Origin of the sequence: Bacteroides sp. PHL 2737 (assembly GCF_004115325.2) — a bacterium.
GTDB lineage: Bacteria > Bacteroidota > Bacteroidia > Bacteroidales > Bacteroidaceae > Bacteroides > Bacteroides hominis.
Genome location: NZ_CP040630.1, coordinates 4320758 through 4336278, shown reverse-complemented (window position 1 = coordinate 4336278; position 15521 = coordinate 4320758). Strand labels below are relative to the sequence as shown.

Genomic DNA, 15521 nt, shown 5'->3' with positions numbered 1-15521 from the left:
CTAATGTTTCGCAGGAGTCTGTTTAACAAGTAAGGTTAAGCAGACTCCATTTTTATTTTATAATGTCAATATTGATATATAATGACTTTTAATATTTACTTTACCCATCATTGTTTACCAGCAATTTTTAGAAAGTAAAATTACTTTAGATGGACGGATTTATGAAAAATAAAAATGAAGTTGTCGGTAGAATAACAAACATTGACGCACTATTAGTTCAATTGTCTGCTAATCCTTATTTTGATATGCTTTCCTCGTATTGCATAGGTCAATTAGGTCAATATTACCTTGCGGAATATGCAGACAGATACGGGTGTAATGTAAAGATAAAATACTATAATTCTTTTGATAAAATCTCTGAATTACTTCCAAAACTAATAAATAAAACCTTATGCCGTATTTTGGGGTTTTATGTGGACAGTGATAATGTATGGGCGCTAAGAGCATTAACACCTTTGTTGAAAAAAAACTGTCCAGAACTTCACATTATTCTTGGAGGTCCCCAAGTCACAGGTGACCCGTATGGGACGATGCAATTAGTCCCTAATGTTACTTGTGGGATTATTGGAGAGGGAGAAGTACCATTCCTAAAACTGATACAATCAGAGGCATTGGGCGAAGACATTCTTACAAATATAGATGGGCTGATTTATTGTAATTCGTCCAAGAAATTAATTGTAACAAAACCACAGAAACAAAATCCTAACATAGATGAATTCGGTTATCCTAAAAGGGAAAAGTATTGTTTAGATCCAGACAAAGTAACTTTTTCTCAATTAATAACAGGACGTGGGTGTATGGGACGATGTGCTTTTTGTTATGAAGGTGGTCGTGAGCATACAAATTTACGTGTTCGCAGTATAGATTCTTGTTTAGAAGAAATAGATTATCTTGTTAAAACTTACGATATTAAATATATCAATCTTGTGGATGACACATTCATTCTAAATAGGAAACGAACAGAGGAATTTTGTAATAGAATGATAGATAAATACCAAGGTCGAATTAAATGGTATTGCGAAGCACGAGCTGATGTCTTATCTAAAAATATAGATATTCTGCCCTTATTAAAACAGGCGGGATTGGTTAAAATTCAATTGGGTGGAGAATCGGGATGTCAAGAGATATTGGATGCATATAAAAAAGGAGTAACTATCGAGCAATTGGAGTTTGTTACACAAACAATAGCGGAAGCAGGAATCCCATATATCTATGTTAACTTTATAATTGGCGGAGCGTTTGAAACAGAATACACTTTTGAGAAAACATTAAATTTTGCCAAGAAATTGATGCATATTGCTCCAGGACATGTGGAGGTTAGTTCGTCGGTGTTTACTCCAACACCAGGCTCCCCAATGTATAATCATCCTGAAGAGTATGGTTTGAAAATTATAGATAAAAGAAGCATACGAGGTGCAAGCTGTTCCTTTGTTTTTGCTGAAACTGAGCAGCTGAACCAATATAAGATTTGGCAACTAAGAAATAAATTTAATAATGAGATTGATAAAGAATATTTATCTTTAATAGAATCTATTTCATACGAACAGATTCAAGAAATTTTTTATCTATATACTAATTATTCCATCGAAACGCCGTGGTCTATGATATTGAAATCAAAAGCAAATTACAGAAATTATTTCGAGCCAATAGCCCGAGGCGGTTTTTGTGGATTTAAGGACATATGCAAAAGGGATATATCGTGTGCAATACCATATAGAACCACTCATTTAAGTTCTGATGGAGTTGCGTTCTATCGTATATCAAAATCAGGGGATAATATTAAGAATAGTAATTTGGAAAATGCTTTGATTACCTTGTCTGCTGGTAAATTGTCATTTCAAGAAATTGCCAACATTATTAGGACAAGTGCTATTATCACTGATGAATGTAAAAATGTAGAGGAAGAGTGTATGGCTGTTTATCAAAACTTTGACGATAATTTATCTGTTATTTGGAAAAAAGTTTAGAATAAACGAGAGCAAGATTAAATAGATAACTCATTATTATATCGTATGGAATTGGATTTTCTAAATAGTTTATTGTCAATAAATAGTGTTTCGGGATTTGAGAATCAAGCAGGGAAACTTTTTATAGATTATATTGTTCCGTATGTCGATTCAACGGATACCGATATTATGGGGAACTGCTATGCCAACATAGTAAATGAGTGTAACGACAAGAAAAAGCTAAAGTTTTTATTAGAAGCTCATATAGATGAAATAGGATTCCAAGTGATATATATTGATGATAATGGATACGTTTATATTCGTCGAAATGGAGGTGTTGATGTACAGTGCATTCCGGGTTCACAAGTAATTATCCAAACATCATTAGGAGAGGAAATTCATGGTATAATAGGAAAAACTCCTATACACCTAATAAGTCCTGAAGAGCGTAATAAAAATATTGATTTACATACATTGTGGATTGATACAGGATTAAGTTCTGATGAAGTAAAAAGTAAGATTTCGATAGGTGATGTTGTTGCATGGAAACCTAATATGATATACCTATCTGATAAAAGAATTTCATCTAAAGGGCTTGATAATAAAGTCGGTGTTTACATTATAAGTCAAGTAATAAAGAGATTATCTAAATACAAAGGGACGCCTTATCAAGTGTGCGGAGTTGCCTCTGTACAAGAAGAAGTCGGGCATAGAGGTGCAATAATCTGTGGATATAATATGAATCCCAATATTGCGATTAGTATTGATGTGGATTTTGCAACAGATGTTCCAAATTGCCCCAAATCGAAGTTTGGAGACATCTCTTTGGGGAAAGGTGTTGTCATTCATAAAAGTATTGACAATACTATTCTTCTGACATTTCTAATAGAGGATATTGCAAAAGAAGAGAATATTAAGTATCAAATTTCTGCAAGACCGATTTCTGTAGGCGGTACAAATGCGATTGTTTTACAACAAACTCAAAGTGGCATCAAAACAATAAGTTTAGGCATTCCTTGCCGATATATGCATACGCCCGTAGAACTTTGTGATTTGGATGATATAAATGCTGCAATAGATTTAATATACCACATTATTATCAAATCAGATGGTAGAATGATGCGATGATCATTGAGGGTGTCCGAAAATGAATCATATTAGTTGTTAGTTAGTTGGGTTTATTTATAATTTTCTTACAGCAATTTAATGAAATATAAATAGAGTTAGCGTCCAATTTTGACATATAGTGTTGCATCCAATAGATTTTCACCTTTGTAGCTGATAAATAAAAGAATATACTTATGGAAAAATTGCATATCCGGAAGATTGCTTCATTGGGGTTGATGCTATGCTTTTTTACGGGGGTAGGAGCACAGACACCTGTCAAAGTGGAAAAGGGAAAGAGCATAAATCGAATACTGTAATACCTGCTGTCAAGGGAAATGTGACAGATACCTTGTCACTTGTATCGTTTAACGATTTCCATGGAGCCTTTGCCAGCGATGAGGATGCTTTGATCCATGACCGTACCGTTAATAAGTGGGACTATACATCTGTGGGAGCTTATGTGACTGCTGCCTACGTGCAGAGTTTCTTGCAAAGTGAATGTGTGGCGGATGAATTGAAAAAATTACCTGTGATTGGAGTGAATCATTACGGGGGCTTACGTGCCAGTATTCCGGCCGGAAAGGTCACAAGGTTGCGTGCCGGTAATGTGCTTCCATTCGGTGGCAATGTGGTGGCTTATGAATTTACGGGTGAACGATTGAAGCAGTTGTTGGACGATGGACGCAGAAATAAAAATGGTTTTCTGCAAACTTCTTACTTAAAATTACATTTGAATTCTAAAGGAAATATTGAAACGATAACCGACTGCCGTACCAATAAGATAATCCGTGATGACGATAAATGTATTGTTGTGTTGGATGCTTTCATTACTTCCGGTGGTGACGGTTATGACAGCAAATTATTTTCAGGTTATGAAATAGGAGATTTTAATAATCAGAAACTTGAAACAACCACGGCTTTTATCGATTATTTGAAGAGTCTGAAAGGGTTTATTTCGTCTGCGGCTGCACCGATACCCATAGTGCAAAAGTAAAAAAATAGAGCTAAGATAAAAGCGATCAGACGGTTTAAAATGTAATTACACATTTTGAGCCATCTGATCGCTTTTGTGTTTTTTAAGTTTTTTGTCTTTCACTTATTAATAAATTATTGCTAAATTCGAACGATTTTTTGCAAATCGACATTGTTTACTAATAATTTAATTTATATGGAAAATCTGGAAACAGCGCTTCTGCTGATGGTAGTCGGAATGGCAACTGTCTTTGCTATTCTCCTTCTTGTGATCTATTTAGGAAAATTACTCATCTCTTTAGTTAATAAATATGTCCCTGAGGAACAACCTCTTGTGAAACAGGGAGCTAAAGTATCAGCTCCTATTCCCGGTAATATTGTTGCAGCCATTACAGCGGCTGTCAATGTAGTGACACAAGGAAAAGGGAAAGTGACTAAAATCGAGAAAATCTGAAAATTAATCTTATAGAATAATACCGAAAACGGAAATGAAAAGAGAAGTAAAATTTAGTCTGGTTTTTAGAGACATGTGGCAGTCTGCCGGTAAATATGTGCCTCGGGTAGACCAGTTAGTGAAGGTAGCACCTGCTATTGTTGAAATGGGATGTTTTGCCCGGGTAGAAACAAACGGCGGTGGTTTTGAACAAGTAAATCTATTGTTTGGTGAGAACCCCAATAAATCTGTGCGCGCATGGACGAAGCCCTTCCATGAAGCCGGAATACAAACCCATATGTTGGATCGTGCCCTTAACGGGCTTCGTATGAGTCCGGTTCCGGCCGATGTGCGTAAGTTGTTTTATAAAGTAAAGAAAGCACAGGGGACGGATATCACCCGTACATTCTGTGGGCTGAATGATGTACGTAACATTGCACCTTCCATCACTTATGCCAAAGAAGCGGGAATGATTTCGCAGTGTTCACTCTGCATCACCCATTCGCCGATTCACACGGTGGAGTATTACACCAATATGGCACTGGAACTGATAAAATTAGGGGCGGACGAGATTTGCATTAAAGACATGGCAGGTATCGGACGCCCTGTTTCTTTAGGCAAGATTGTGGCAAATATCAAAGCAGCACATCCCGATATTCCTATTCAATATCACAGTCACGCGGGACCGGGTTTTAATATGGCCAGCATTTTGGAAGTATGTGAGGCCGGGTGTGATTATGTGGATGTCGGAATGGAACCGTTGTCATGGGGAACGGGACATGCCGATTTGTTGAGTGTGCAGGCCATGTTGAAGGATGCGGGATTCCAGGTGCCTGAGATTAATATGGAGGCCTATATGAAGGTGCGGGCCCTGATTCAGGAATTCATGGACGACTTTCTGGGGCTGTATATCAGTCCGAAAAACCGGCTGATGAATTCATTATTGATAGCTCCGGGACTTCCGGGCGGAATGATGGGAAGCCTGATGGCGGATTTGGAAACGAATCTGGAATCCATTAATAAGTATAAGGCAAAACACAATCTTCCTTTCATGACACAAGATCAGCTTCTGATCAAGTTGTTCAACGAAGTGGCTTATGTATGGCCCCGCGTCGGATATCCTCCTTTGGTAACTCCCTTCAGTCAGTATGTGAAAAATCTCTCGATGATGAATGTTATCGCGATGGAGAAAGGAAAAGAGCGTTGGGGAATGATTGCTGATGATATTTGGGATATGATTCTGGGTAAAGCCGGACGCCTGCCGGGCAAGCTCGCTCCTGAGATAATAGAGAAAGCCGAGAGAGAAGGAAGGAAATTCTTTGAGGGAAATCCGCAGGATAACTATCCGGACGATCTTGACAAATATCGCAAACTGATGAAAGAAAAGAAGTGGGAGACAGGCGAGGACGATGAAGAACTCTTTGAATATGCGATGCATCCGGCTCAATATGAAGCTTATAAGAGCGGGAAAGCGAAAGAAGATTTCTTGGCCGATGTGGCAAAACGCAGGGCGGAGAAAGAACAGGCACCTGCTGAAGAGGCAAAACCCAAAACACTTACAGTACAGGTAGACGGGCAAGCTTACCGGGTGACAGTTGCTTACGGAGATACGGAACTGCCTGTTGCACCGGCTTCACAGCCGTCTGCTGCAGGTGAGGGAAAAGAGGTGCTTTCTCCGCTCGAAGGAAAATTCTTCCTGGTGAAGAATGCGCAAGAGACTCCGCTCAAGGTAGGCGATGCGGTAAAAGAAGGTGATGTGCTTTGCTACGTGGAAGCAATGAAAACCTATAATGCCATCCGTGCTGAATTTGGTGGAACGGTAACAGCTATTTCTGCAAATCCCGGCGATACGGTTTCTGAAGATGATGTATTAATGAAGATAGGATGATGAACGGAATATTTGAAAAATTATATGATATGACTGCTTTCAGCAATATTGTTGCCGAACCGCAGTTTTTGGTGATGTATGTCATCGCCTTCGTTCTCTTGTATCTGGGTATAAAGAAACAATACGAGCCCCTCTTATTGGTGCCGATTGCCTTTGGAGTATTGCTGGCTAACTTCCCCGGTGGAGGCATGGGAGTGATACAGGCTGACGAGAATGGCATGATCTTGGTGAACGGAGTAATGAAGAATATCTGGGAGATGCCTCTCCATGATATTGCTCATGAATTGGGATTGATGAACTTTGTATATTATATGCTTATAAAGACAGGGTTTCTTCCCCCGACCATTTTTATGGGAGTGGGAGCATTGACGGACTTCGGGCCGATGCTTCGCAATCTGCGTCTGTCGATCTTCGGGGCTGCGGCCCAATTGGGTATCTTCACCGTATTGTTGGTAGCTATCCTAATGGGATTTACACCCAGTGAAGCGGCTTCTTTGGGAATTATCGGTGGTGCGGACGGACCTACGGCTATCTTTACCACCATTAAGCTGGCTCCTCATCTGTTGGGACCGATTGCGATTGCCGCCTATTCTTATATGGCACTGGTTCCGGTTATCATACCATTGGTCGTTCGGCTTTTGTGTACCAAGAAGGAACTGAGCATTAATATGAAAGAGCAGGAAAAGAAATACCCTTCGAAAACGGAAATCAAAAATCTCCGCGTACTGAAGATTGTTTTCCCGATTGTGGTGACTACGGTTGTAGCTCTTTTTGTACCGAGTGCAGTGCCTTTGATCGGTATGCTGATGTTCGGTAACCTGGTGAAAGAGATCGGTGCCAATACTTTCCGTCTGTTTGATGCGGCTTCAAATAGTATAATGAATGCGGCAACCATTTTCCTGGGTTTGTCGGTAGGAGCCACTATGACGAGTGAAGCCTTCCTGAACTGGACGACTATCGGCATTGTGGTAGGAGGATTCCTGGCTTTTGCGTTGTCTATAGCAGGAGGTATCTTCTTTGTGAAACTGGTGAACCTGTTTACGAAGAAAAAGATTAATCCGCTGATTGGTGCTACGGGACTTAGTGCCGTTCCTATGGCCAGCCGTGTAGCCAATGACATTGCCTTGAAATATGATCCTAAAAATCATGTATTGCAATATTGCATGGCCAGCAATATCTCGGGAGTGATCGGGTCTGCCGTAGCGGCAGGGGTGCTGATCTCTTTTCTGTCTTAATTGAAGCCGGAAGGGTATCCGGTTTATCATAGGTGATAAAAAATGTTCCTCCGACCACGCCTGGCCGGAGGAACACACACAAACAAAACAAATAAAAGCTGCCACGATTCACATCGGGACGCCCCTACGCCCGGCATTAAACCGGGACTTATAAATATTGAAAGGGATCAACATTTATTCTTTTGAAAAGTCTTTGATTCGTTGCTCTTCCGATAATTGGCATATAAGCAGTATATTGTCTTTTTCAGCCACGATATAGTCATTCAGACCTTGTATGACTACCCGTTTCTCTTGTGAAGTATGTACCATGCAGTTCCGGCTTTCGTACATCCGGACATCTGTTCCTACTGTGGCATTGCCTTCTTTGTCTTTGGGCAACAGACTCTGCAGTGCTCCCCAGGTTCCCAAATCGGACCATCCGAACTTTGCGGGCAGTACATAAATCTCTTCTGCTTTTTCCATCACTGCATAATCTATTGAAATGCTTTCGGCTGTGGGAAATAGTCTTTTTACAGTCTCTTCCTCACGTTCTGTATAGAAGTCGGGATAAATCCGGTCGAAGATCTGTGCTATGCCCGGTGCATAAACCCGCATGACTGCTGTGATTGTTCTCACATTCCATACGAAAATCCCTGCATTCCAGAAATAATTACCTGCCGTCAGATATTTTTCGGCTGTCTCTTTATTGGGTTTTTCCCTGAAAGACTCTACATGGAATATTTCTTTATCCCTTGCTATGGGTTCGCCTGCGGCAATATACCCATATCCGGTTTCCGGACGCCCGGGTTTTATTCCGAGTGTAATGATGGCACTGCTTTTATCCGTAAACGAGAGTGCCTTATCTATTACTCTGCGAAACTCGGTGGTATCAATCACCACTTGGTCAGAAGGAGTGACCACAATGTTGGCATCCGGATATTTCTTTTTTATTTTCCAGCAGGCATACGCTATGCAAGGAGCCGTATTTCTGGGACAGGGCTCTGCCAGTATGTTGTTTTCCGGTATACCCGGCAATTGTTCCTGAACAATGTCTTTATACCTTTCAGATGTGACTACCCACATGTTTTCTTGCGGGCAAAGGTTGCCGAATCTTTCGGCTGTCAATTGGAGCAGTGTTTTCCCACATCCCAATATATCTATGAATTGTTTGGGACATTCCGGTGTACTCATCGGCCAGAAGCGGCTTCCTATGCCACCGGCCATAATTACTACATGATTATTCATCGTTGGTCCTTTCCTTTTATTTGTTACGTTTGCCGAACAGTTTCCCTATCCAGTTTGAATCACCGGTCGATTTCTGTCTGTCAGATAGAACGGGTTCGTATGGTTTTTGTTCATGGATCATCTGGTAGATGGTTCCCCAGTCGGGTAAACCTCCCAAGTTCCGGTCATCAATGAAAAGGTCTGCTTTCAGTTTGCGGGAGAATCCGTGATGATTTTTTTCTTCCTCCGGATAGTCTTTATTGACGGCATAGAAGGAGACCCCCCGCTGCCGGCACCATTCAATGGCTTCTTCAAGTAAATCACCTTCGCGTACAGTCCATAAAATCAGTCGGTGACGCTCTTTGGCCAATATCTTCAGGGTTTCTGTGGCGAATGGAATCTCTTCACCGATCTTCGGATAGCGGTGTTCTACGATGGTACCATCAAAATCAACAGCAATCGTCATGTAATTAGTGTGTGTGAATGGTTATTATTATTTAGTTTCGGGAATGTATACAATCATGGCATTGCATCCCGTTTTGTTTTCATATCCCATTGCTTCCGGAGTCGATTCGGTGATTCGTTCGGGCGCGATATGATGTTTTTCTATCAATATCTTTCGGATGGCTTCCGAACGGCGGCTGCGCAATTCCCGGTCTGCTTTCTTATCTGTAAGATTATCGCTGAAAGCAATGATTTGGATGCTTGAGTTATTATCCTTCATCCATTCACCTATACCATCTATCTTCTGTCCCTGTTCTTCACTGACGAATGAACTGAATTCATCGAACATGATGTCGATGGAGAGTGCATCTTTTTGCGGAACAATCATTAAGTTCTGGCCATCCATTATCTTCCGGCGTTCCTTTAATTCCTGTTTCATTTGCATTACCTCTTCACAAAGTATCCCTACTTTCTGCTTTATTTCCAGAAGATCCGTTTCCGGCATATAGAGTGATTGGGTACTGTTATTTATACTCTTCCGATATTTATCTCTGAAAGTATATGCAAGTCCGATTGTCAGGTTGCTTTGCATATAAATTTTGTTGTTCAGTTCCTTGTTGTAGTATTTGGGTAAAATCTTCAATCCCGGTTCTATAAATACACTGAACTTTCTGTTTACATTGTACGAAGCCTGAATTGAGAAGTTCCCCGAAATAGTGTTTACTCTTGTGTATTTCGGGTCATTGTCTCCAAAGTCATAATAGTTGAAACCGGCACCTAAAATAGCCGTCAGGTTGAATCTTTTGAATCCATTATTTCCTATCAGAGTCAGCATATAATCCAGGTTTGCGCTGAGTTGTGTGGCCTCTGCATTATTTTCTATCCGGTTCTTACCAATCTCCGCAGTGGCCCTGAAGCCCGAGAAAGGTGTCAGATATACTCCTCCGGAGACTTTGCCGCCTGCATACACGTTACCGATAGTCTTGGTCATCCATTCTCCATTCAGAGCACCCGATACAAACCAATTACCTTTTTCAAACTTTTCCTTGACGTTTGGCTGTTCCTGTGCCTGTAAGTTACAAGTTGTCAGTAGCAGTGCTGCCCCAACGATCCATTTATTTTGTTTCAATCCCAATATACCTGTCATGGTTGTGCTATATTAATACGACATTTATTGATGCAATCTGTTTCTTTTTGTTTCCCGGACCGGTCACGACAATTGAAGTGATATAGAGTTTATCTCCTTTTTCCAACTGTCTGATCAATTCCATTTGCCTGGCCGAGAATTTGTTTCCGGTGTTGGTTATTGAAGTTACCGCTTTACTGTTTCCTTTAATCAATACCATTTCAAAACTGTTAATCTCGTAGTTGGCTTTCGGACCATCACTGATTGAAGCCCCCAATTGTGTCATGTTGGATACCAGCCGTTTGTTAATGGGTACATTTCCTCGGTATTGCACTGTATTTCCATTGTCATCCGTACAGAGGATATAGGGTGTCGGATCGGGCAATGCCTTTACGGTATATCGATACTCGGCCAGTTGTCTTGCCACTCCGTTTTTTATCTGTGTGGCGGTTATGGTTGCTGTCTGTGCTTTTTCATTGGGAACGGCGATGCATTGATTTCCTCTTTTAAGTATCTTTCCATTAGTCATATTGAATGTCACCTCGTTGAATGGGATTCCCGCAGTCAGTATATTTAACGGGTTTTCATAGTCGGTATACAAGATACTTGTTAAGGTGGGTGTAATCTGTACTACAGGCAAATCCACCGTTCCGTCTCTATTTACTATCATCTGGTCTTCATTGATAAATACAAAGGTCCCGCTTTTTCCGTCTTCCGCTTCTTCATATAGCAATGACCGATATACTTCGTTTACACACAGCAGCACCTCTTCCTGTATTTTGTTTATAAATGTCACTCCACCGATGGCAGGGAGGTAGGAGAACGTCTCTTTTTCCCAGGAAATGCCTGTGCCCGGTCCTTCCGTATCCAGATAAGTGCCGACCAGTTTCCGGTGTGATTCATTTTTAATCAGTGACAGCGTCTCCGCTTTGAATGCTTCCAGTGAGAGCCTGAGCATTTTGCCTTTGCCTCCGGTCACCGACAGGAATACTTCCGGCACAGCATTCAGGTCGTCTTTAGCCTTCAGTTTTCCCGTTTCATATTTTTCTTTGTCCGCTTTCCGGGCAATATCTTCTTTCAGTTCTTCCAGTGTGCCCATCAGCTTCCCTGCTGTTGCGTCTATGCTCTGTGCTGATAAGGTTGCCTGGTCATTCCGGCTGTTGTTGATTCGTTCCAGTAAAGTCCGGTTATATTCTTCCAACTGCTCTATTTGTGGAAGATAATCATTATTCATCAGTCCATATCCTTCCAAGACATCCGATGATATATTGATAGCCAGCATGGCAATCAGCACCACATACAGCAGGTTTATCATTTTTTGTCTTGGCGGTAATGTATATTTAGCCATGTGTTTCTGTTATTTCCCTGTTTTTACGTTCATGGCATTCAGCATCTGACTGTATTGTTTGTTAAGCAATTCGATGTATGCTGCCATTTTTTCCATTTCTTTTTTCAACTCTTCCAAATTCATATCGTTCAACGACCTGGCATGTTCGGTCATGCCTTTAATCTGTGCTTCGTATGTTTCATTGAGTTTTCCGATGTTGCTTTCCAATCTTTTCAGTTGCTGCAGGTACTTTTCCGTCACCAGCGTGTCTGCTACTCCCGTGTTCGGATTTATGTTTGCGTTTTTGTCATTCAATAACGGAAACACTCTTTCCCATTTGTACTCTCTTGCCGGTTCATCAAATCCGGAGATGAAGAAAATGAATACTTCCGTAAATAATCCGATCATCAATAACAGATTATCATAAGGCATGTGAGCTATTTTGAATACAGCTCCCAGAATTACAAGACAGGCTCCCCAACAATAACAGAGGTTATAGAAACGTTTTCCTGTTCTGCTCGATAAGAATTTACTTAATTTCATTAGTCAATCCGTTTTTGAATTCTCCACAGAGTGTACCGATTTTTACCCGGTTGATCATTTCTTTTATCGGTATAAAAACGACCGCTGCCAATCAGTGTAATTCTGTGGAGAATCTCTGAGTTATTAGAATTTGTATATTACGCCTACGGTCATCATGCCGGCGGCAAACACATCATCCTTATTTTCCACATCATAGAACTTGGTGCTGATTTTAATTCCCGGTTCTGCAAAGACACTTAGTTTCGAGTTCAGTTTGAAGGCAGCCTGCAGAGAGAAATTACCGCTTATCGTATTCGTTTTCGATAAATTCGGAAAGTCGTTATCAAATGAATAGTAGTTGTATCCCAATCCGAAAATCGCATTCAGCCGGAACTTGCTGTCTTCATTTGTATAGTTCTTCATCAAGCTCACCATGATGTCTGCTCCGGCACCTGCCGTTACAGCGTTGTATCCGCCTTTCAGCCACACATTACCGGCCTCTGCGTTGACACGCAGACCGATAATCTTGTTTAACCACACTCCACCGGATACTTTACCTCCCAGCATGTTGCTTGCCGAACCGTTTAAAGCCGATAGTCCATTTATACCTCCCGACACAAACCACTCCGGTTTGAACGGATTGTCCTGTGCTTTCATATTTCCGAATGCCATCAGCAATCCTACCAAGAGCAATACTGTTTTTATATTATTCAGCTTCATAATTTAGTTATTTATTAAAAGAATGGTGTTTACAGGATAGATTTTAAACTTTACCTCCCGAGTGTTGGCTTGCTTCCACATTGGTGTAAGTTATCTTCATTCCCGTATAAAATTTCAGAGTAATCGTTACAGTTCTTCCGCCACTGATTTTGAACGTGTATTTCTTTTCGCAATATTTGGCCTGGTTCAGGTAATAAAGAATATGATTACCGCTGATACCGGCCACCAGTTCCTGATTCACTTTGTATATGCCTGTCGTGCCTTCTTGCGCTTCGATGGCACTGTTGATCATAGATGCCATTCCTTTTGCATCCGTAGCGTTTACACCGGCATTGGTTAATGCTGTTTCCGGAGTCACTGTATATTCCCATCCGGCTGTTGCCTCAAAGTTGATTTTATATTCAGGGATGGCTGTCATATTTCCTTCGTTACTCTTTTTCTCCTCTTTGTTTGTCTCGCCTATTTGCTCAGAACCGGTAGTCTTGCTACTTTTGATACGCATTGAATACTTGCCGGACAGTGTTGCTCCGGCAGGTAATGTAAATGTATAGCTGTTCGATGCCACGTCATAGGCAGCATCAGCCACTTTGTCCCAGCTTTCTCCGGCTCTTGTTGCCGCTTTCTGGTTGTACACTTCCACGTCCTCAAATGTGGCATTCTCCGAGGCTTTGTTCACCACTGCCAGCGTGACCGGTTTGGCAAGTGTCACGGCCTCCGTTGTTGCTACTTCGATATTGGCAATAGCCACCGGAGTTTCCACAGTTCCTGTTGTCACGGTAGTTGTGGCGGCTGCAGGCTCTTCATAAGGAGTGATACTTACGTTGGTTGTTGTTTCAATCGCTCCAGGAGGGACAATTACGGCTGCTTCCGCCTTTGTCATGTCACTGTGCCCTTTGTCTGTTACAATTATTTCTTCTGTCGCTTCGGCATCTATTTCCTTGGCGGGACTCTGCTTGCTTAGTTTTACGCTTAAGCTCACCATGCTGCGGTTCTCCGCATTGTCTGCAATGGTTGCCTGTGCATTATCTATACTCAGGTATCCTTCCTTTGTAAAAGTAACGGTATATGCTTTCTTACTGTCTACCGTCAGTTTGTATGCTCCTTCCGCATCTGTGGTAGCTGTAGCCTCGCCTGCCTTTACTTCCACACCGGGCAGAGCAGTGCTTCCTTCCGTAACTTTACCTGCGATGTAGTACTCTATCGTTTTCTCGGCAGGGTCCACTACTATTTCCGGCTTCTTCTCGTCTTCGCCGAAAGAGCATCCGGTTGTTCCCAAGGTAGTTGCCACCAGCAACACACCTATCTTAAATAAGTCACTTTTTTTCATAATCATTTTTGTCATTAAGAAAATATTAAAATTACTTTTTATTTCTCTCTTTTTCGATACTTCTGATCAGGAAGTATCGTATATATTCCGGTTGGAAGTATCCGCTGTTCCGGTTCTCTGCCGGACGTGTCTGATAGGTATATCCCATTTTCTTATCGGCATACTCACCCCATGACACCATGCTGTATTCGGCTGAAAAGAATTCGGCCGGCTTGATTCTTATAGCATGGTTCCGGTTCCATTTCTTTCCGGGCAACGGGATGGCAAAATGAAAGCCCCCGTTGACCTCTCCTTCTACGTACATGGCGTATACTCCCACAGCATATTCTCCGAAGTGGCGTGTGCAGTCACCTCTTATTCCGTAGTCGCCGTATAGATACCTTCCGGCCTGTAAATCCAATTGGACATTGAATTGCGGAACATAGAGCGAACCTTTCACAGCCGCATTGATGCGTTGCCTTGTCCCGATATACCATCCTTCGTCCGTGATGGCCGAATATCCGGTTGTTCCTATCTGTGCGCCCAGTTCCACACGTCCGTTCCCGGTGCGGTATTTCACTTCCGCCTGTGCGCCGATCCGGTGATTGGTAAAGTTACCTATCACGATGCGTCCCAGAAAGTTGTTACGGAACCTTATCTCCTGTGAGAGTGTCATCACACCCGGCCGTATCTTCCGGTATTCCCCTTTCATATTGGTTGCGATGGGGAAAACCACCTGTGCTGTTGCTTCTGCTCCTTTCCATAAAGCCATTTCCACGGCAGGAGACAGATTCACCGTATATGAATATAATTTTTCAAAAGTCGAGTTTTCTAAAGATACTTCCGGATACAGGACGATGTCCGCTTTCCATGCCGAGCGGTTGATCACTTCTGTGCTTTCCTTCAATAACCGCATGGGACGGTCGGTGCTGTAACTCAGGCTCATTCGTTCGTATACCTCTTTCAGCGTTATCTTACCGGCCTTGTAACCGGTTATCAATGTATCCGGCAGACAGATACTCAGTTGGGGAATGCCGTTTCCGTCCAGCGCCACCAGTTCCAGATTTCCGTTACTTATGCCTTCCATTCCGGCGACAATCGCTTTTCCTATTCCGCGATAAGTTCCCCGATATACATTGTCCTCAAAAGCAGCGATGGTTGTTCCCCCGGCTTCGGCTGTGCGGATATTCTCCAGACCTAACTCCCTGAGTTTACGGGCCACTTGCGCATGGATCATGACAGGGCAGGAGAGGAGCAGGCCGATTATAATTATCAATTTCTTCTTCATACGG

13 protein-coding genes and 1 pseudogene are annotated in these 15521 nt (G+C 41.9%); 6 read left to right on the top strand and 8 right to left on the bottom strand.

Annotation, left to right across the window (positions count from 1 at the left end; translation table 11 throughout):
• Positions 1–161: 161 nt before the first annotated feature.
• The 6 genes and pseudogenes from DBK98_RS17970 to DBK98_RS17945 all read left to right on the top strand — a co-directional run bounded on the left by DBK98_RS17970 (position 162) and on the right by DBK98_RS17945 (position 7581).
• Complete coding sequence (locus tag DBK98_RS17970) at positions 162–1967, top strand: radical SAM protein (RefSeq protein WP_157173559.1); 1806 nt, start codon at positions 162–164, stop codon at positions 1965–1967.
• 45 nt (positions 1968–2012) lie between these two features.
• On the top strand, positions 2013–3074 hold the full coding sequence (locus tag DBK98_RS17965; RefSeq protein WP_005806896.1) for a M42 family metallopeptidase: 1062 nt from the start codon (positions 2013–2015) through the stop codon (positions 3072–3074).
• 173 nt (positions 3075–3247) lie between these two features.
• Positions 3248–4047, top strand: a pseudogene (locus DBK98_RS17960) (5'-nucleotidase C-terminal domain-containing protein).
• A gap of 174 nt (positions 4048–4221) precedes the next feature.
• Entirely contained in the window at positions 4222–4479 is a 258-nt protein-coding gene (locus DBK98_RS17955) for an OadG family protein (RefSeq protein ID WP_005806892.1), read from the top strand.
• Between the two features lie 34 nt (positions 4480–4513).
• Positions 4514–6346, top strand: coding sequence for a biotin/lipoyl-containing protein (locus DBK98_RS17950; RefSeq protein WP_005806891.1), 1833 nt, complete (start codon positions 4514–4516; stop codon positions 6344–6346).
• Positions 6346–7581, top strand: coding sequence for a sodium ion-translocating decarboxylase subunit beta (locus tag DBK98_RS17945; RefSeq protein ID WP_032536109.1), 1236 nt, complete (start codon positions 6346–6348; stop codon positions 7579–7581). Before DBK98_RS17950 ends, DBK98_RS17945 begins: the two co-directional genes overlap by 1 nt.
• Before the next feature lie 174 nt (positions 7582–7755).
• On the opposite strand, the gene DBK98_RS17940 is transcribed toward DBK98_RS17945, so the two are convergent.
• From DBK98_RS17940 to DBK98_RS17905, 8 genes are all read right to left on the bottom strand, one after another.
• On the bottom strand, positions 7756–8805 hold the full coding sequence (locus tag DBK98_RS17940) for a mannose-1-phosphate guanylyltransferase (RefSeq protein WP_032536101.1): 1050 nt from the start codon (positions 8803–8805) through the stop codon (positions 7756–7758).
• A 16-nt stretch (positions 8806–8821) separates the two neighbouring features.
• Positions 8822–9250, bottom strand: coding sequence for a BT0820 family HAD-type phosphatase (locus DBK98_RS17935; RefSeq protein ID WP_032530459.1), 429 nt, complete (start codon positions 9248–9250; stop codon positions 8822–8824).
• Between the two features lie 27 nt (positions 9251–9277).
• Positions 9278–10375 (bottom strand): OmpA family protein, encoded by a 1098-nt coding sequence (locus tag DBK98_RS17930; RefSeq protein ID WP_022012592.1) that lies wholly within the window; start codon positions 10373–10375, stop codon positions 9278–9280.
• A gap of 7 nt (positions 10376–10382) precedes the next feature.
• A complete protein-coding gene (locus tag DBK98_RS17925; RefSeq protein WP_032536100.1) occupies positions 10383–11702 on the bottom strand; it encodes a GldM family protein in 1320 nt (439 codons plus the stop codon).
• A gap of 9 nt (positions 11703–11711) precedes the next feature.
• Positions 11712–12224 (bottom strand): gliding motility protein GldL, encoded by a 513-nt coding sequence (gene gldL / locus DBK98_RS17920; RefSeq protein WP_032530462.1) that lies wholly within the window; start codon positions 12222–12224, stop codon positions 11712–11714.
• A gap of 123 nt (positions 12225–12347) precedes the next feature.
• A complete protein-coding gene (locus tag DBK98_RS17915) occupies positions 12348–12923 on the bottom strand; it encodes a histidine kinase (protein ID WP_032536099.1) in 576 nt (191 codons plus the stop codon).
• A 43-nt stretch (positions 12924–12966) separates the two neighbouring features.
• Positions 12967–14250 (bottom strand): carboxypeptidase-like regulatory domain-containing protein, encoded by a 1284-nt coding sequence (locus DBK98_RS17910; protein ID WP_032536108.1) that lies wholly within the window; start codon positions 14248–14250, stop codon positions 12967–12969.
• A gap of 31 nt (positions 14251–14281) precedes the next feature.
• Positions 14282–15517, bottom strand: a complete 1236-nt coding sequence (locus DBK98_RS17905; RefSeq protein WP_032536107.1) for a hypothetical protein — start codon at positions 15515–15517, stop codon at positions 14282–14284.
• Positions 15518–15521: the final 4 nt, after the last annotated feature.

Excerpts from the sequence above, each read along its gene's own strand:
- DBK98_RS17935 (WP_032530459.1), bottom strand. The coding sequence starts at position 9,250 with ATGACGATTGCTGTTGATTTTGATGGTACCATCGTAGAACACCGCTAT.
- DBK98_RS17950 (WP_005806891.1), top strand. The coding sequence starts at position 4,514 with ATGAAAAGAGAAGTAAAATTTAGTCTGGTTTTTAGAGACATGTGGCAG.
- DBK98_RS17910 (WP_032536108.1), bottom strand. The coding sequence starts at position 14,250 with ATGAAAAAAAGTGACTTATTTAAGATAGGTGTGTTGCTGGTGGCAACT.
- DBK98_RS17925 (WP_032536100.1), bottom strand. The coding sequence starts at position 11,702 with ATGGCTAAATATACATTACCGCCAAGACAAAAAATGATAAACCTGCTG.
- DBK98_RS17915 (WP_032536099.1), bottom strand. The coding sequence starts at position 12,923 with ATGAAGCTGAATAATATAAAAACAGTATTGCTCTTGGTAGGATTGCTG.
- DBK98_RS17970 (WP_157173559.1), top strand. The coding sequence starts at position 162 with ATGAAAAATAAAAATGAAGTTGTCGGTAGAATAACAAACATTGACGCA.
- DBK98_RS17945 (WP_032536109.1), top strand. The coding sequence starts at position 6,346 with ATGAACGGAATATTTGAAAAATTATATGATATGACTGCTTTCAGCAAT.
- DBK98_RS17905 (WP_032536107.1), bottom strand. The coding sequence starts at position 15,517 with ATGAAGAAGAAATTGATAATTATAATCGGCCTGCTCCTCTCCTGCCCT.
- DBK98_RS17955 (WP_005806892.1), top strand. The coding sequence starts at position 4,222 with ATGGAAAATCTGGAAACAGCGCTTCTGCTGATGGTAGTCGGAATGGCA.
- gldL (WP_032530462.1), bottom strand. The coding sequence starts at position 12,224 with ATGAAATTAAGTAAATTCTTATCGAGCAGAACAGGAAAACGTTTCTAT.
- DBK98_RS17930 (WP_022012592.1), bottom strand. The coding sequence starts at position 10,375 with ATGACAGGTATATTGGGATTGAAACAAAATAAATGGATCGTTGGGGCA.
- DBK98_RS17965 (WP_005806896.1), top strand. The coding sequence starts at position 2,013 with ATGGAATTGGATTTTCTAAATAGTTTATTGTCAATAAATAGTGTTTCG.
- DBK98_RS17940 (WP_032536101.1), bottom strand. The coding sequence starts at position 8,805 with ATGAATAATCATGTAGTAATTATGGCCGGTGGCATAGGAAGCCGCTTC.